This window comes from Mesorhizobium waimense (assembly GCF_003601975.1).
Classification (GTDB): domain Bacteria; phylum Pseudomonadota; class Alphaproteobacteria; order Rhizobiales; family Rhizobiaceae; genus Mesorhizobium; species Mesorhizobium waimense.
Map to the genome: position 1 here is coordinate 1 of NZ_QZWZ01000063.1, position 15,766 is coordinate 15,766.

Here is a 15,766-nt window from a genome sequence, read left to right on the forward strand (position 1 = left end):
GATCGGCATCCTCACTCATGGCGCGGCTGTGACCTTTATGACCCGCCTTAGCGCCGCCAGGCTTTGCCCTGTCCCGACGCGCCTTGCGATCGCTCGAAGGTGGCTTGGACGACGTGCGCGATGTCTTCTCTGGCCGCTGTATCCGCAGCACCAGATCGATCAACTCTTCCTTCGTCAGACGCTGCAAATCAGTGCGATCCATATCCCCATAGATTCAGGGATTCTTGCCCCTGACAAGGGCGTGAGTAATTACGCATGTCATGCGTTGTACTCTTGTGGGTTCTTCGGCGGGCGAAGGCAGCCTTTTTTATCTGCTTCGCGATAGGTTTGCTTCTGTCCGGAGCGCAACCCGCAAAGGCGCTGAATCACGATCATCCTCCCAGCACGGCATTGCAATTGCCGCAGACGATTGCGCAGGGAAGCCAGGCGGGTGCCACTCACCCATGCATAAATACCGGCCATCGCGTCGGACATTGCTGTTCGGCGCTCCATTGCATGGCCGGCTTCGCAGCTGTCCCGGCGACTTTGCCGAGTCCCGCACTGGAATCTCCTGTCCGCATCGAAACGGCCGGTCCGCCCAGCTCCCGGATCCCTGACCGGTTGGACCGACCGCCAAAATCATAAGCGGATTCATGTTACGAGCCGGCGCCGAGGCGAGACTTTGGCGCCGCGCGTCATAGTTCAAGCATTCAGGAGACAAATCATGACCAAAACCAAACTCACGATCGCCACGGCATTGCTGCTCTCGGGTTTCGCCCCGGCGGCGTTCTCTCAGCAATCCTCCGACCAGCCTATGGATATGGCTGCAACGCCCTTGCCGGCGCAATGCGGTCAGGCTGATGGCGCATCAGCCGGGCACACCGTGCCAGGAATGGCCGGCATTGACATGTCGGGCATGGATGAAGCGCACAAGGCCAACATGGCGGCGATGATGAAGATGCATCCTGCCATGATGCAAGGCATGATGGCCAAAGACCCCGATGTCGCCTTCGCTTGCGGGATGATCGCGGATCACCAGGGTGCGATCGACATGGCCGAAGTCGAGCTGAAATACGGCGACAATGACGAAGTCAAGAAGATGGCTCAGACGATAATCGACGCCCAGACCAAAGAAATCGGCGAGTTCAAGCAGTGGCTTGAGGCCAATGCAAAGTGATCATCAGGAAACGTCGTAGGGCGCTCCTCGACTCAAACAAAGAATATTTTCCATGCATCACCTTAGCCCCGAAATGAAAAGCTGCATCGACGAATGCCTGCGCTGTTACTCGGTATGACTATCAACCGCGATGGGACACTGCCTGGAACTGGGCGGCCAACACACCGAAAAACAACACTTCACGTTGATGGTGGCGTGCGCCGAAATCTGCCGGACATCGGCGCATTTCATGCTCATCGGTTCCGAGTACCACCAGCATATCTCTGGCGAATGCGCCGAGATCTGCAACGAATGTGCGGATGATTGCGAGCGCTTTGGCGACATGCAGGAATGCGTCGAAGCCTGCCGTCGCTGCGCAGAAAGCTGCCGGAAAATGGAGGCCTAGAAGCTAGTCTGAGGGCGCCCGGTTCAGGCCACGCGCCCTCGTTGCTACGATTGTCATCTGAAGAACACGAACTTGATCAAGGCAGCGATCACCGGCACGACCAAAGCAAGGAGGATGAAGCCTGCCACGCCCATGCCCCACATGCCGCCGGACATCATCTGATCCATCATTTTTCGCTCCTATTGCGCGGCCAGCTTCAGCTGAGCGTCTGCTCTTGGCTCGTCGACCACAGTCCGGCTCGGCAACCGCCAGCCCTTGACGATGCCGTAGACCGCCGGAATCACCACGAGCGTCAGGATCGTTGAAGAAATCATGCCACCAATCATGGGTACGGCTATCCGCTGCATGACCTCCGATCCGGTGCCCGTGCTCCAAAGGATGGGCAGCAAGCCCGCCATGATGGCGACGACGGTCATCATCTTCGGGCGTACTCGCTCGACGGCACCGAACATAATCGCCTCGCTGAGGTCCATCCTGGTCAAACTCCGCTTCTCGGCCGCACATCTGGCCCTCGCTTCGCTCCACGCGTTGTCGAGATAGATCAGCATGATGACCCCGGTTTCGGCGGCCACGCCGGCGAGCGCAATGAAGCCCACTGCGACCGCGACCGACATGTTGAAGCCCAGCCACCACATCATCCAAATGCCGCCGACGATTGCAAATGGCAGCGACAGCATGACGATCAGCGTCTCGGTTAGCGCCCGGAAGTTGAGGTAGAGCAGCAGGAAGATGAGCGCGAGCGTCAGCGGCACGACGATCTTCAGCCGCGCCTGGGCACGTTCGAGATATTCGAACTGGCCGCTCCAGGCGACCGAATAGCCGGGAGGCAGCTTTATCTCGGCGGCGACCGCTTGCTGCGCCTCGCTGACATAGCCGCCGAGATCGCGGCCGGCGATGTCGACGAAGATGTAGACTGCGAGCTGTCCGTTCTCGGTGCGGATGGAGGTCGCGCCGCGCGTAAGTTCGACCTTGGCGACTTCCCCGAGGGGCACGGAGCCGCCGCCACGCAGTGCGATCTGCACCTCGCGGGCGATCGCCCCGGGATCGCTTCTAAGCGCGCGCGGATAGCGGATCGCGACACCATAGCGTTCGCGGCCTTCGACCGTAGACGTGATGACTTTTGCGCCGAGAGCCATGGAGATCACGTCTTGGACATCACCGACCGACAGGCCGTAGCGGCCCAAGGCCGTCCGATCGGGCACGATGTCGAGATAGTAACCACCGATCACCCGCTCGGCATAGGCGCTGGACGTGCCAGGCACTGCCCTGAGCACTGCCTCGATCTGGCGCGCGACATTTTCCATCTCGCCGAGGTCGGTGCCGTAGACCTTGACCCCGACGGGCGTGCGTATGCCCGTCGACAGCATGTCGATGCGGGCGCGGATCGGCATCGTCCAGGCATTCGACACACCCGGAAACTGCAGCGCGGCGTCCATCTCAGTTTTCAGACTTTCCGACGTGACTCCCGGCCGCCACTCCGATTTCGGCTTGAGACTGATGATGGTCTCGAACATTTCCATCGGCGCGGGATCGGTCGCGGTCTGCGCGCGGCCAGCCTTGCCGAAGACGGACTCCACTTCCGGAAAGGACTTGATGATCCGGTCTTGCATCTGCATCAACTCTGCCGCCTTGGTGACCGAAAGGCCCGGCAGCGTCGTCGGCATGTACATCAGCGTCCCCTCGTCGAGGTTCGGCATGAACTCGCTGCCGAGCTGGCGCGACGGCCAGACGGTGACGCCAAGGGCGACGATCGCAAGCAGGATGGTGAAGGTTTTCGCCTTGAGCACGCCAGCGATTATCGGGCGATAGAGGCCGATCAGCAGCCTGTTGAGCGGGTTCTTGTGTTCCGGGACGATCCGGCCGCGCACGAAGACGACCATCAGCGCCGGCACAAGCGTGACCGAGAGCAGCGCCGCCGCCGCCATGGCGAAGGTTTTGGTGAAGGCGAGCGGGCCGAAAAGGCGGCCTTCCTGGCTTTCCAGCGTGAAGATCGGCAGGAACGAGACCGTGATGATGAGCAGGCTGAAGAACAGCGCTGGCCCGACCTCGGCTGCGGCCTTGATCAAAACCTCGATGCGGGGCTTGCCCGGAGGCGCCCGTTCCAGGTGCTTGTGCGCGTTCTCGATCATGACGATCGCCGCGTCGATCATCGCCCCGATGGCGATGGCGATGCCGCCGAGGCTCATGATGTTGGAGCCGAGCCCGAGGAGCTTCATCGCCGCGAAGGCCATCAGGATGCCGACCGGAAGCATGATGATCGCGACCAGGGCGCTCCTGACGTGAAGCAGGAAGACGATCGTGACCAGCGCCACGACGATGCTCTCCTCCACCAGCGTCGACTTCAGAGTCTCGATCGCAGCCTCGATGAGCTTTGAACGATCGTAGACAGGCACGATCTCGGTACCTTCAGGCAGGCTCCTTTCGATCTCGGCGAGGCTCTGCTTGGCGTTCTCGATGACGGTCAGCGCGTTCGCGCCGACTCGCTGAAGGACGATGCCGCTTGCGACCTCGCCTTCGCCATTGAGCTCCGCGATGCCGCGCCGTTCGTCGGGAACGATTTCGACCTTGGCGACGTCGCCGAGCCTGAGCGGTACGCCGCTGACCGACTTCAACGCGATGCTTTCGATGTCGGACACACTCTTCAGGTAGCCACGTCCACGCACCATGAATTCGAACTCGGAGATTTCGACCGTGCGCCCGCCCGTGTCCATGTTGCTGGTGCGAACCGCCTCGCCGATTTCCGAAAGCGTCACGCCCTGAGCGCGCATCCGCGACGGATCGACCACGATCGAGTACTGCTTGACGAAGCCGCCGACGCTTGCGACCTCGGACACGCCTTCCGCCTTCGAGACCGCGAAGCGCACGACCCAGTCCTGCAGGGAACGGAGTTCGGCGAGCGACAATTCCTTGGCAACGACCGCGTACTGATAAACCCAGCCGACGCCCGTCGCGTCCGGTCCGAGCGCCGGGGAGACGCCATCGGGCAGACGGCTCGCGGCCGCGTTCAGATATTCGAGCACGCGGCTCCGCGCCCAATAGGGATCGGTGCCGTCTTCGAAGATCACGTAGACAAAGGACACCCCGAAGAACGAGAAGCCGCGCACCACCTTCGACCGTGGCACGGTCAGCATTGAGGTTGTCAGCGGATAGGTGACCTGATCCTCGACCACTTGCGGTGCTTGACCCGGATAGTCGGTGAAGACGATGACCTGAACATCGGAGAGATCGGGTATGGCATCGAGCGGCAACATCCTGACCGCATAGATTCCTGCGGCAACTGCGAGCGCCGTGGCAAAGAAGACAAGAACAAGGTTGCGCGCCGACCAGGCGATGAGATTCGCGATCACGGCTGCGCCTCCGCAGGCGTCAAAGCGCTGAGGGCTGCTTTCAAATTGCTTTCGGCATCGATCAGGAAGTTCGCCGAGACGGCGATGCGTTCGCCCTCGGCAATGCCGTCCATGATTTCGGTCATACCTTCGCCGCGCAGGCCGATCTTCACGTCGCGCGGCTCAAAGCTGCCTTCGCCCTTGTCGACGATCACGACCTGGCGGTCCCCCGTGTCGATGACCGCGCTGTCGGGTACCGTCACGACAGGATCAGTGCCGCCGGTCGCGATCTCCACCTCGGCATACATGTTGGCGAGCAGAAGCCCGTCGGGATTGGGCAGTTCGATCCGAATCCTCGCGGTCCGGGTCTGCCCCTGGATTTCAGGGTAGATCAGACCGACCTTGCCTTCGAACACCTTGCCCGGAAGGCTGCGGATGCGGACAGTCGCCTTGTCCCCGATACGAACCGAACTCAACTCGTATTCCGGCACATCGGCCATCACCCAGAGGGTCGAGACATCGGCGATCCGGAACAGGGTCTGGCCCGCCTCCGCCATCATGCCGTCGACAGCCATGCGCTCCAAGACAACGCCGTTGCGTCGTGCCATCAGCGTAACCGAGATCGGCACCTTCTTCGTCTTTTCGATCTCGGCGATAGCCTCGGCGGGAACACCGAGATTTTCGAGACGCTGCAGGCTGCCTTCGGCGGCGTTGCGGCCTGACCCGCCCTTCAGGTCGGCGGCGTAGAGAGCACCTGCCTGGGCGATTTCTCTGGCGTAAAAGCGCACGAGCGGGCGACCTTTCTCGATAGCCTCTCCGGTCGTGATATCAGCCACTTCCTCAATGAAGGCTTCAGCGCGGGTCGACACGACACTGACGCGGCGCTCGTCCAGCGTGACCGTTCCGGGAACCCGGACCTGGCGCGTGATCGCGCTCTTCGTGGCCAGCGCTGTTTTCACGCCTGTCCGTTGCAGCCTTCCGGCCGATACCTTGACGGTAGACCCGTCATCCGCTTCGCCTTCGAAGACGGGAATGTAGTCCATCCCCATGGAATCCTTCTTCGGCAGAGGAGACGTGTCCGGCAGGCCCATGGGATTGCGGTAGTAGAGAATCTTCCGGCCGCTCGGCCGCCCCGTCGCTTCACCGCCGGCTGCTTTGACCTCAGGGCGAACCTCGAAGCTTGCGTCTTCGCTCGCCAGGATCGCGACGAAATCCCGGCCGTCCTCGGTGCGCTTCGGCATCGACGAATAGGCTGGATCTCCATCGGGATGGCGGTAGTAAATGATGGGACCAAAGGGAACCGGATCGGCAGTTGTCGTCATCGGTTCCGCGCTGAGCGGGCGCCCGATGTTCGTCTCGATCATTTGCACGACGTCCGAGACGGACAGATCGTGCTGTCCGGCCGAGTATCCGCCCGCGCCCGCCCCGGCCGCCAATACGGCAAGCGTTAGGAATGAGCCGAACCTTTTCATTGGACGGCCTCGAATTCCAGGCGGCGCTCGACCGTTTCGGTCTCGCCCTGGACCTTCGCCGCGATGGAGAAGCGCCAGCCTCCAGCCATCATGAGGTTGGTCTTGAAGCGATAGATGCCGGGCTCCACGGATGGCAGCACCTCGACGGGCGCAGTCATCGCCTCCATTCCGTCCGGAGCCATGTCCATTCTGGTGGCGAATACGACGGCGTTATTCACCGGAGCGCCTGTCCTCTTGTCGAGGAGCCTGACGGCGACGACGGCACCGTTCCCTTCCTTGATCTCGTTCTTAACGAGCTGGAATTCGTAGTCCTCTTGCACTGCTTTGGCCGCCTGGAAAGCTACGATGCAGGACGCGAGCGCCAGCATCGCGGCGCGTGGGAAAAATTTCGATTTCATGATCAATGTTTCCGACTGACAGTGTTCCGCGCTTGCGCACGGCGGGGGCATGACAAACGCCATGCGAACGGCCCGCGCAGCATTCGTCCGCACGGGTTCCGGCGCTAAACGCGCCTATTTGCCAGTCAGAATTTGGGAGGTCTCGGGGGCGGTTCCCCGACGAGCCAGGGCAGGATCACGTCTCTGCCGTTCAGGAAATCGTCTCCGACCGGCGCAGGGAGAAGGAAGGAGAGCGTTTCGGGGAGCGGGGCGGTGACCACCCCCAACACGCACAAAACGGCCAGCGGGCAATCCTCGCCGCAGTCCGGCACCATTGGCTTGCCGTCCGGGCAGCATGGCATGTCGTCCGGCATGGACAAAGCCGACCCGGCGACAGCAGCACTCGAAGGCGAAGCTCCCAAAGGTGCAAAGGCCAGTCCGAATACGACCAGCAGCAACAGCATCCTTCCGAAGCCGAACGAATTCGTCATTGGTCACACTTTGGCATGGGCAGCCATCGTGCGATAGTGTTTCCGGGATTTATGACCTTCTTGTGAAACCGCGCACGGCGCGGCCCCCCTGCCGAAACAGAGATTCGATTCGAATATCTGTGCGATAGATGATAGTCTCGTCTTCGATCCTCGGGAGGAGGAGATGCGCGCCATTGCATTTCTTGCCGGCGTGATGGTGGCTACGCCCTCAATGGCGGAGCAAGTGGTATTTTACACTGCCAATTTTCCAGATGCCACGTCGGTCCAGCTCAGCGTCCTGGACAATAGCATCTCGCAAGATAGCGACTATGACTTTGAAGTCGCTATTGGCTTGGCCGAAACGGACGCGACCGGCGCTGTAAGGTATGAAGACACCGGAAAGCATCGTGCACGCGTTCGCTGCAATTATCCCGCATATGTGAGTGTGGGCGCGCGGAAGTATCCCATGGCTCTTCCTCTGAACCGCTCCGCACACGATGATTGGAAAGAAAGCCTCTGGATAACATTCTGCGCGGCTCCCTCATCGTGACACCCGTGCCCGCGCTATTGCCCGATCAGATCGCGGTCGCGGGTTGATTTCAACCCGCGGCTCTAGTCCCGGATCACTTGATACCGGTGACCGTGATGCGTCCTTTGACGCGGTCGGCTGTAAACTCGATCGCTTGACCCGCTTTGACCTTCTCGAGCATGGCGTCCTCCGCGACGACGAACACCATCGTCATCGCGGGCATGTCGAGATTCGCCAGCGGCTCGTGTTTGATTGTCAGCTTCTTCTGCTTGGTGTCGATTTTGACGACTTCGCCTTTCACGTATTCCTGTGCGAGCGCGCTCCCGCTGATGGCGAGCGCGAGCGCCAGGGTCGAGAGTGCCTTTACCAATAGTTTCATGGCTGCTTCCTTTGCGGTTTTGAAGGTTAGTGGGCGACGCTGATATCGCCCTTCATGCCGGAATCGTAATGACCCGGTATCAGGCAGGCGAAACCGAATTCGCCGGCATTGGCGAAGGTCCAGACGATCTCGCCTCGGGCGCCCGGCGCCAGCCGGATCGAGTTGGGATCGGCGTGCTCCATCTCGGGGAACTTCTCCATCAGCGCCTTGTGCTCCATGATCCCTTCATGGACGTCCATGACGAATTCGTGGTCGACTTGGCCTTTGTTGACGAACTTCAGACGAACCGTCTCGCCCTGCTTCACCTTGAGCACTGCGGGTTGGAACATCATCTTCCCGTCGTCACTCTCCGACATCGTGATGTTGACAGTCCGCTTTGCCTGCTTGGCCTTTCCAGGCTTGCCGATCGCCATCGTGGCAGCATCGTCTCCATGGCCTCCGGCGTGGGTTCCGGTAGCGAGAGCCGCCCCGGGTATCGCAGCCAACAGAAGGGCCGCTGTCAGTATTCGTTTCATGCTGCTTATCTCTCTCATTGTTGACGTTGAGGGTTCAGGTGTTTCATCCCTGATTTCCGTGACCGCCGTGCGCTGCCGGCGTCATCGTTTTTGCGTCACCTGATTTCGCTGGAGCGGGGATATCCCCGGTCCACTCATAGGCAACGGTTCCTTCCGGGTGCTGGTACCAGCCGGGATCGGCGTAATCGTTCGCGGACAGGCCCTCGCGGACCTTGACCACCGAGAACATGCCGCCCATCTCGATCGCGCCGAACTGGCCCCAGCCGGTCATCATCGGGACCGTATTGTCGGGAAGCGGCATTTCCATCTCGCCCATGTCGGCCATGCCGCGGTCACCCATCGCCATGTATTCGGGCTGGACCCGGCGGATCTTGTCGGTGACCTTCGAGTTGTCGACGCCGATGAACGTGGGCACGTCATGGCCCATAGCGTTCATCGTATGATGCGACTTGTGGCAATGGATCGCCCAGTCGCCTTCGTATTTGGCCTCGAACTCGTACGCCCGCATTGCGCCAACGGGGATGTCGATCGACACCTCCGGCCACCGGGCCTCCGGGCGAACCCAGCCGCCGTCGGTACAGGTCACCTCGAAGTCGTAGCCGTGCATGTGGATCGGATGGTTGGTCATCGTCAGGTTGCCCACCCGCACCCTGACGCGGTCGTTCTTCGCCACTGGAAGATGGCTGATCCCCGGAAAGATGCGGCTGTTCCAGGCCCAGAGATTGAAGTCCGTCATTTCCATGATGCGCGGGACGTACGACCCCGGTTCGATGTCGAAAGCATTCAGCAGGAACACGAAATCGCGATCCACCCGCATGAATTTCGGGTCCTTCGGATGGATGACGAAGAAACCCATCATGCCCATGGCCATCTGGACCATTTCATCGGCGTGCGGGTGGTACATGAAGGTCCCGCTCTTCACGAGGTCGAACTCGTAGACGAAGGTCTTGCCTGGGGGGATCCCGGGCTGGGTAAGACCGGTCACGCCGTCCATGCCATTGGGCAGGATCATGCCGTGCCAATGCACGGTGGTATGCTCCGGCAGCTTGTTGGTTACGAAGATGCGGACCCGATCGCCCTCGACCGCCTCGATGGTCGGCCCGGGGGACTGACCGTTGTAGCCCCACAGATACGCAGTCGATCCGGGCGCCAGTTCCCGCTCGACCGCCTCGGCGACGAGGTGGAATTCCTTCACACCATTGTTCATGCGGTGGGGCAACGTCCAACCGTTGAGCGTCACGACTGGCTGGTAGTTCGGCCCGCTCGTCGGAAATATCGGGGGCTGCATGTCCGGGGACTCCATTACGGCTGCGTCCGGCAGGCCCATCGCCGAGGTTTTGGTCCATGCCGTGGCCCCGGCGAGCAGGGCTCCCGCGCCCAGCAACTGACGTCTTGAAAGCATTTTTCTTCTCCTTGAGTTCAGTGGCCTTCGGCGCCCGCTTCGGCTGCGGCCGGCGCTTCGCCGCCTTCGGGCGCGCTCCCGCCGCCGCCGTGAATGGCGGTTCCGAGATTGACGTCGGCCAGCCAGAAATTGCGCTTGGCGTTGAGAGAAAGCATGATCGAACTAATTTTCGCGCGGGTGTCCGCGAGTAGCTCGAACGTGCTGGTGATCATGCCGTTGTAGGTCAGGACCGACTCGGCCTCGATCTTAGTCTGAAGCGGGACGACGCTGTTTCGATAGTGCCGAGCGATGTCGTACGTCGAGCGGTAGGCGTCATAGGCAGACCTCGCCTCGGACCGGACGTTGACCGCCTTTTCCGCCATCCGATTAGCAGCTTGCATGTAGGCAAGCTCGGCCCTGCGCATGCGCGCTTTGCCGGTGTCGAAAATCGGGATGACAAACTCGAGTTCCAGGATGGGTGCAGTGCTCGTCTCGGTTCCGCCTTCCTCCGACTCCTCGCGTTCCACTTCCACGCCGGTAAGAAGTTCGAGATCGGTGACGTAGCGCGTCGCCTCGGTCAGACCGTAAGAGTTCGCCAAGGCCTCCAGCTCGAGTTTCGCGATCTCAAGGTCGACGCGATTTCTCAGCGCCTCCACCTCGATAGCGCGTTTGGCCTTGGCGCCCTTCGGCAGAGCTGGAAGCATGTTGGGGACTGAGTAATCGACGTCCGGCCCCCAAAGACCCATGAGGCGGGTGAGCTCTTCCTTGGCGGTCCGGGCGGCAAGACGCGCCTCCGCCGCCTGACCTACGATCTCGGCATAAAAGACGTGTTCGCGGGCCTGGCCGGTCTTTGTAAAAGCGCCTGTTTCGCCTAGCTTCTGGGCAAGTTCGGAAGCCGCGTCGGCGGCAGCCTGCGCCTGATTCAGATAGGAAACGCTTTCCCAAGCCGATACAGCGTTGATCCACGCGCGCCGCGTGTCAGCGGCGAGCCGTAGCGTTTCTTCGGCAGCGCGGAGTTGGGCCTGACGGAAGCGAGTATCCGCAATCGCAACGCGCCGTTCACGGGTCGCCAACGCAAGGACGTTGCTGACCACCGCCCCTTCGATCGTCTTCACTGGATCGACACCAATCATGCCGACAGAAACTGTGGGATTGACGAGCATCGTTTCTTGCCAGACATCGGCGGCCGACAGGCCGATCTCGGCGTAGGCGGCCTGCAGGCCCTTGTTGTTGAGCAGGGCGACCCGCACCGCGACGTCTGGACCGATCGTCTTCCTCTGAACGAGACCCTTCACACGCTCTGAGACCGCCCGGGCTTCCTCGCTGGACTGTACCCACAACGTTTTCTCGCCGGTTACGGATCCGGCACGCGCCGCGACTGTCGTGAAGCCGGCCATGGGGTCGGAAATACCCTCAAGGGCCCCGTTGGTCGCGCATCCGGCAGCGATCAGCGGGATGGCTACGACCGTAGCCATGGTCAGGAACCGGCGCTTCATGATCCGGCTCCCGGCTTCGAAGGGGAGCGCTCCTCATTGAGACGCCGCCAATTCTGCGGATCGACGGGCTCCCGGTGGTGATAGTCGACGATGACCGGGTGGTAGTGCGTATCGCGGATGCCCATCACGGGATCGGCCGGATTGAACGCCGGAAGGATGTCCGGCGGTGTGGTTGCCGCGCATCCGGTAACGAACAGCGATGCGAGGATCGCGAGATTTGCGATTTTCATTGTGGACCTGAAGCTTGACGTATGCGTTTGGCCGCGCCGGAACGGATCCCGGACGCTGCGCGCGAACGCCCCAGAGAGGCGCGTCAGCTCAGGGGTCTGGGAGGTCTTATATGGGCGGTGTACTCGCCCCCTGCCGAGGCTTCGGCAACGACGGCCGCAAAGCAGCGGGAGACAACGCGCGGCAGATCAGGACAATCGACGGGAACAGCATGCGCGGGCGCGCAATGGACTTCGCAGCTTTTCTCGTTGGAATTCTTGGTGCCGTGATCGTGCTCTGACATGTCCACGTCGTCGGCGGCGGCACCGTGGTCGTGACCACCCATGTCGTGGGAATGCTCGTCGGCAGCGAGATTCATCCCCGCGTCGCTGTGAAAACCCGTGGCATTGGCCGTGGCAAACAGACCAGGCTGAAGAGCGGACATGACAAGGAACACGACCGCCAGCACCGCACGGAGCGGTCCGAGTCCAGCAATCGAGATCCGACCAAGGTTCCTCATCGTCCCCTTCGGACAATTGTTCGCCTGATTTGTCAAGGTCGCCTGCCGTTAGTTTGTTGCAGTGCCACAAAAAGTGAACGAATCTGCGTGTTATTGTCGCTGCCAACTTGGTTACATGAGGTTCAGCGTGGCGCCGGCGATAACCAGATAGCGCGTGACTTTCGCGACGGCGACGATCGCAACAAAGCTCCACAGAGGCTCGCGAAGAGCACCTGCCACCACCGTCAGCGGATCGCCCACTATTGGCATCCAGCTCAGCAACAACGACCACCTTCCGTACCGACTGTACCATTTCGTGGCTCTCTCGAGTTTCGCAGCATTAACCGGGAACCAGGGACGGTCGCGGAACTGCTCGACGCCGCGCCCGATGATCCAGTTCACGACGGAACCGAGTACGTTGCCTAGACTGGCGACCGCGATCAACATCGCCGTCGGGAAGGAACCGTTCATGAGCAGCGCCGCAAGTGCTGCTTCTGACTGCATCGGCAGGATCGTCGCCGCAGCGAAGGCGATAGCAAACAGCCCGCCATAGGCGGCGAATTCATCCATTGCCGGCGCCTAATTCGCTCAGGATTCGACCTCGATGACCAGCATCAGCCCACCACCTCCTTCCGTCTCGACGTTGTTGTTGGTCGTGTGATGCGGGATGTGACAATGCAGCAACCATTTACCGGGCCTCTGCGCCTTCCACAGGACATCGAACCGCTGCCCTGGACCGACGTTGACCGTGTCGGCGAGATACCGCGCACTTTCGGCGAGCGTCTCGCCGTCGACGGCTGCGACCTGGAACGGCCCGCCGTGAATGTGCATCGGATGGATCGCTATCGTGTGCGAGCCGACGAACCGCACCTTGAGCGTTTGGCCAAGCTTCATCCGGACCGTCTCGGTTGAGGGATACGCCTTGCCGTTGATGGTGAAGAAGTTCGGGAGCCCGCCTTCCATCGGCATCGACGGGTAGGTCAGCCATTCCCGTTTCAGCCATTCCTGAAGCTGCACTGTGTACTCCAGGTCGGCTGGGACTTCGTTCGCGGGATCCTTCGGATCGATAATCAGAGCACCGTAGAGACCGAGTGACTGCTGGCGGTCGACATGGTCGTGCGTGTGATAGAAGTATGTCCCGTGCTGCCCGACGGTATATTCATATGCGTAGGTATCACCAGGTTCGATCGGCGCTTGCGTGATCTCCGCCGGACCGTCCATCTCGTTGGGCAGGATCAGGCCGTGCCAGTGCACCGTGGTGCTTTCCGGCAGGCGGTTCGTCACGTTGATACGGACCCGGTCACCTTCGGTCACCCGCAGCGTCGGGCCGGGAACCTGACCGTTGTAGGCATAGGCCTCCACAGTCTCGCCGGGCAGGATCGACCAGCGGACAATGGATGCCTCGAGATCGAAAACCTTCACGCCGCCTTCGACGCGCGGCTCCAGGATATGCCCGCCCCGCGCGTCAGGCCCGGCCTCGAAGGCAGTTAGCCGAGGATCGACGGCCGCCATGTCGCGCATCGAAGCCCCCGGCGTGTCGAAGTCCATGATCATTCCCGGCGCCATGATCACGTCGCCAACGTCGTGCGCGCTAAGCGACATATTGACCTTCATGAACGGATAGGCGAATCCGCCGACCAGCAGGATCGTCGTGAATGACGCGACGGCCGCGATCTGCGTGAATGTCGGCGCGAAATGCGGCGGCAGGTTTTCGCCGTGCTGCTTGTGGCCGCCGTCCTTCCCGTGGGAACCCTCATGCTTGCCGTGAGACGCGCCACCCTGAGTTGCGTGAGCATCGTGAGAACCGGAATGCTGATGCTCGAGCGCCATGCCGCCATGTGCGGCATGCTCGCCAGGCGCCGCCTTTTCGGGTTCCGGCTGCTCACCGCGTTCCGTCATCAGGCCGTGCTTCAGGCCCTTGGCAACTAGCCACACATTGAACGGATAGGCCGTCAGGAACCCGACCCCAATACCGAGCGCCATCACGCCCCAGAAAAGCAGTTCGCCGGGCCACATGGCGCGCATGTCGCGCCCCATCATCAGGATCGCCATGACTGGCGCCATCCCGGCCATCATCGCGTTCATGCTGATGAATTCAGGCATGAAAGAGTTTCGGACGTTCTCCCAGTAGGTCCCGCCCATCATGCTCTTCATGAACAGGGCCTGGAAGATGAACAGGCCGAGCGCAAAACCCGCGATGTATTCGATGATGATGTCGAGCCACATCGGCAGGCCGAGCATCGCAGTGATTGCCGCGGCGATGATGATCCCGGTGGCATCGCCGGCGACGCCGTGGATAGTGCTGCCGATGCCCTGCTTCCACAGCGGTTTGACGAATTCTTCGTGCGTACCGGGGCGCGGCTCCTTGTCGGCAAGCACATAGAGCAGCAGTCCGACCGGACCGAGATAGAGCGTGACCAGGATGAAGCCCCACTTCATCACCGCCGGCTCGGGGTTGTTCCGGAACTGGTCCCACGCCACGTAGGCAGTGCTTAGCCCCGCAAGGACGAACCAGATCGCCAGGAAGTAGTCGATGGGCTGTACGAACATGCAGGATTCCTGTCGGTTTGTCGTCCACGTTACCTAGTCCGGCGACCGCGCCGGTCGATGGCCTCGCTCATTGCCGCTTCTCCCTGAATTTGGCGTGGCAGTTCGTGCAATCCTGCAGCATCAGGTGGAACACATGTTCGGCTGGCATTTTCGAAGGATCGGCGGCGGCTGTGCCGCCAGCCCGCTTCCCGAGGAGGCTGCTGCCCATCGCCATGCCGGACTTCATCCTCATGGATTCGGTGATGCCGTTTGGAGCATTGTCGGCAGCCGATGACAGCGCAGCCGCCAAGCTTTCGAGATGGTGGGCAAGTGCTGCGAACTCCTCTCGGAACTGGTCGACCTCAACCTTCGCAGCCGAGGGCGCGCCGAGCGAACCTGCCGGAAATTCGTCTACCATGGCGCCTCCGGAACGTTGGCGGATGGTTTCCGCCGCCGCCTTGAAGGCCGCTGCGTCATAGGGCAACTTCCCGTCGAAAATCCCGGAGATGGTCTTGGCGGCGTTCGCCATCGCCTTCATCGATGCTTGGCGCTCGGCGACGACTGGAGAGACGGCTGTCTCCGGGAGCGCCGTCCTGGCGGCGAGCCCGGTGATGACAATGACTGCTGCAATGACGGGGACGCGCCTCACTGAACCGTGCCGTGTCCAGCAAGCCCGTCGATGATCGGGCAATCAGGTCGGTCATCGCCGTTGCAATGGTCGGCCAGATGCCGAAGCATGTCCCGCAGTCCGGCGAGTTCCACAAGTTTCCGGGCGATTTCGGCGAGCTTGGCTTCCGCTATGGCCTTCACATCCGCGCTCTCGCGCTCCTTGTCGCCGTAGAGCGAAAGGAGTTGCCGGCATTCCTCCACAGAGAAACCAAGGCTTCGTGACCGCTGCAGGAAGCGCAGGCGATGGACGTCGGCCGATGAATAATCCCTGTAGCCGTTGTCGGCACGGTCGGGTCTGAGAAGACCGATGTCCTCGTAGTATCGGATGGTCTTTGGCGGCAGACCGGATTTTTCTGCAGCGGTTCCTATGTTCATG

18 protein-coding genes and 1 pseudogene are annotated in these 15,766 nt (G+C 61.3%); 3 read left to right on the plus strand and 16 right to left on the minus strand.

The window, feature by feature from the left end; genetic code table 11:
• Positions 1 to 202: pseudogene (locus D3227_RS36290) on the minus strand (IS66 family transposase); the annotation flags it as partial.
• A gap of 56 nt (positions 203 to 258) precedes the next feature.
• Complete coding sequence (locus tag D3227_RS41345) at positions 259 to 474, minus strand: hypothetical protein (protein ID WP_147377776.1); 216 nt, start codon at positions 472 to 474, stop codon at positions 259 to 261.
• Between the two features lie 229 nt (positions 475 to 703).
• On the opposite strand from D3227_RS41345, the gene copM reads away from it, so the two are divergent.
• Both copM and D3227_RS36300 read left to right on the plus strand, forming a co-directional pair.
• Positions 704 to 1,156 (plus strand): CopM family metallochaperone, encoded by a 453-nt coding sequence (copM, locus tag D3227_RS36295; RefSeq protein ID WP_120018924.1) that lies wholly within the window; start codon positions 704 to 706, stop codon positions 1,154 to 1,156.
• Between the two features lie 130 nt (positions 1,157 to 1,286).
• Entirely contained in the window at positions 1,287 to 1,541 is a 255-nt protein-coding gene (locus tag D3227_RS36300; RefSeq protein WP_245452073.1) for a four-helix bundle copper-binding protein, read from the plus strand.
• A gap of 179 nt (positions 1,542 to 1,720) precedes the next feature.
• Here D3227_RS36300 and D3227_RS36305 read toward each other — a convergent pair whose 3' ends face one another.
• From D3227_RS36305 to D3227_RS36320, 4 genes are all read right to left on the minus strand, one after another.
• Positions 1,721 to 4,888, minus strand: a complete 3,168-nt coding sequence (locus D3227_RS36305; RefSeq protein ID WP_120018925.1) for an efflux RND transporter permease subunit — start codon at positions 4,886 to 4,888, stop codon at positions 1,721 to 1,723.
• Complete coding sequence (locus D3227_RS36310; RefSeq protein WP_120018926.1) at positions 4,885 to 6,339, minus strand: efflux RND transporter periplasmic adaptor subunit; 1,455 nt, start codon at positions 6,337 to 6,339, stop codon at positions 4,885 to 4,887. The genes D3227_RS36305 and D3227_RS36310 overlap by 4 nt, the downstream gene beginning before the upstream one ends.
• On the minus strand, positions 6,336 to 6,737 hold the full coding sequence (locus D3227_RS36315; RefSeq protein ID WP_120018927.1) for a FixH family protein: 402 nt from the start codon (positions 6,735 to 6,737) through the stop codon (positions 6,336 to 6,338). Before D3227_RS36315 ends, D3227_RS36310 begins: the two co-directional genes overlap by 4 nt.
• Before the next feature lie 125 nt (positions 6,738 to 6,862).
• Complete coding sequence (locus D3227_RS36320; protein ID WP_147377777.1) at positions 6,863 to 7,207, minus strand: hypothetical protein; 345 nt, start codon at positions 7,205 to 7,207, stop codon at positions 6,863 to 6,865.
• A 163-nt stretch (positions 7,208 to 7,370) separates the two neighbouring features.
• Between D3227_RS36320 and D3227_RS36325 the strand changes: the two genes are divergently transcribed.
• On the plus strand, positions 7,371 to 7,736 hold the full coding sequence (locus D3227_RS36325; protein ID WP_120018929.1) for a hypothetical protein: 366 nt from the start codon (positions 7,371 to 7,373) through the stop codon (positions 7,734 to 7,736).
• A 73-nt stretch (positions 7,737 to 7,809) separates the two neighbouring features.
• Here the strand turns inward: D3227_RS36325 and D3227_RS36330 are convergent, their stop codons facing one another.
• From D3227_RS36330 to cueR, 10 genes are all read right to left on the minus strand, one after another.
• Complete coding sequence (locus D3227_RS36330; RefSeq protein ID WP_120018930.1) at positions 7,810 to 8,094, minus strand: copper-binding protein; 285 nt, start codon at positions 8,092 to 8,094, stop codon at positions 7,810 to 7,812.
• Positions 8,095 to 8,120: 26 nt separating this feature from the next.
• Positions 8,121 to 8,609, minus strand: a complete 489-nt coding sequence (locus tag D3227_RS36335) for a cupredoxin domain-containing protein (RefSeq protein WP_120018931.1) — start codon at positions 8,607 to 8,609, stop codon at positions 8,121 to 8,123.
• 43 nt (positions 8,610 to 8,652) lie between these two features.
• Entirely contained in the window at positions 8,653 to 10,011 is a 1,359-nt protein-coding gene (locus D3227_RS36340; protein WP_120018932.1) for a multicopper oxidase family protein, read from the minus strand.
• Positions 10,012 to 10,028: 17 nt separating this feature from the next.
• Positions 10,029 to 11,489: a TolC family protein gene (locus tag D3227_RS36345; RefSeq protein ID WP_167481018.1), complete on the minus strand. Its 1,461-nt coding sequence runs from the start codon at positions 11,487 to 11,489 to the stop codon at positions 10,029 to 10,031.
• Positions 11,483 to 11,716 (minus strand): hypothetical protein, encoded by a 234-nt coding sequence (locus tag D3227_RS36350; RefSeq protein ID WP_120018934.1) that lies wholly within the window; start codon positions 11,714 to 11,716, stop codon positions 11,483 to 11,485. The genes D3227_RS36345 and D3227_RS36350 overlap by 7 nt, the downstream gene beginning before the upstream one ends.
• An 83-nt stretch (positions 11,717 to 11,799) precedes the next feature.
• Positions 11,800 to 12,213, minus strand: a complete 414-nt coding sequence (locus tag D3227_RS36355; RefSeq protein WP_120018935.1) for a hypothetical protein — start codon at positions 12,211 to 12,213, stop codon at positions 11,800 to 11,802.
• A 111-nt stretch (positions 12,214 to 12,324) separates the two neighbouring features.
• Positions 12,325 to 12,762, minus strand: coding sequence for a YqaA family protein (locus D3227_RS36360; RefSeq protein ID WP_120018936.1), 438 nt, complete (start codon positions 12,760 to 12,762; stop codon positions 12,325 to 12,327).
• An 18-nt stretch (positions 12,763 to 12,780) separates the two neighbouring features.
• Positions 12,781 to 14,742 (minus strand): multicopper oxidase domain-containing protein, encoded by a 1,962-nt coding sequence (locus tag D3227_RS36365; RefSeq protein ID WP_120018937.1) that lies wholly within the window; start codon positions 14,740 to 14,742, stop codon positions 12,781 to 12,783.
• A gap of 67 nt (positions 14,743 to 14,809) precedes the next feature.
• Positions 14,810 to 15,370 carry a cytochrome c gene (locus D3227_RS36370; RefSeq protein ID WP_120018938.1) on the minus strand — a complete coding sequence of 187 codons (561 nt, stop codon included), beginning with the start codon at positions 15,368 to 15,370 and terminating at the stop codon, positions 14,810 to 14,812.
• Positions 15,367 to 15,765: a Cu(I)-responsive transcriptional regulator gene (cueR, locus tag D3227_RS36375; protein ID WP_120018939.1), complete on the minus strand. Its 399-nt coding sequence runs from the start codon at positions 15,763 to 15,765 to the stop codon at positions 15,367 to 15,369. The genes D3227_RS36370 and cueR overlap by 4 nt, the downstream gene beginning before the upstream one ends.
• Between the last annotated feature and the right edge of the window lies 1 nt (position 15,766).

Coding starts and splice junctions, on each gene's coding strand:
- D3227_RS36355 (WP_120018935.1), bottom strand. CDS start 12,213: ATGAGGAACCTTGGTCGGATCTCGATTGCTGGACTCGGACCGCTCCGT.
- D3227_RS36310 (WP_120018926.1), bottom strand. CDS start 6,339: ATGAAAAGGTTCGGCTCATTCCTAACGCTTGCCGTATTGGCGGCCGGG.
- D3227_RS36330 (WP_120018930.1), bottom strand. CDS start 8,094: ATGAAACTATTGGTAAAGGCACTCTCGACCCTGGCGCTCGCGCTCGCC.
- D3227_RS36350 (WP_120018934.1), bottom strand. CDS start 11,716: ATGAAAATCGCAAATCTCGCGATCCTCGCATCGCTGTTCGTTACCGGA.
- D3227_RS36300 (WP_245452073.1), top strand. CDS start 1,287: ATGGGACACTGCCTGGAACTGGGCGGCCAACACACCGAAAAACAACAC.
- D3227_RS36340 (WP_120018932.1), bottom strand. CDS start 10,011: ATGCTTTCAAGACGTCAGTTGCTGGGCGCGGGAGCCCTGCTCGCCGGG.
- D3227_RS36335 (WP_120018931.1), bottom strand. CDS start 8,609: ATGAAACGAATACTGACAGCGGCCCTTCTGTTGGCTGCGATACCCGGG.
- D3227_RS36360 (WP_120018936.1), bottom strand. CDS start 12,762: ATGGATGAATTCGCCGCCTATGGCGGGCTGTTTGCTATCGCCTTCGCT.
- cueR (WP_120018939.1), bottom strand. CDS start 15,765: ATGAACATAGGAACCGCTGCAGAAAAATCCGGTCTGCCGCCAAAGACC.
- D3227_RS36325 (WP_120018929.1), top strand. CDS start 7,371: ATGCGCGCCATTGCATTTCTTGCCGGCGTGATGGTGGCTACGCCCTCA.
- D3227_RS36315 (WP_120018927.1), bottom strand. CDS start 6,737: ATGAAATCGAAATTTTTCCCACGCGCCGCGATGCTGGCGCTCGCGTCC.
- D3227_RS36320 (WP_147377777.1), bottom strand. CDS start 7,207: ATGACGAATTCGTTCGGCTTCGGAAGGATGCTGTTGCTGCTGGTCGTA.
- D3227_RS36365 (WP_120018937.1), bottom strand. CDS start 14,742: ATGTTCGTACAGCCCATCGACTACTTCCTGGCGATCTGGTTCGTCCTT.
- copM (WP_120018924.1), top strand. CDS start 704: ATGACCAAAACCAAACTCACGATCGCCACGGCATTGCTGCTCTCGGGT.
- D3227_RS41345 (WP_147377776.1), bottom strand. CDS start 474: ATGTCCGACGCGATGGCCGGTATTTATGCATGGGTGAGTGGCACCCGC.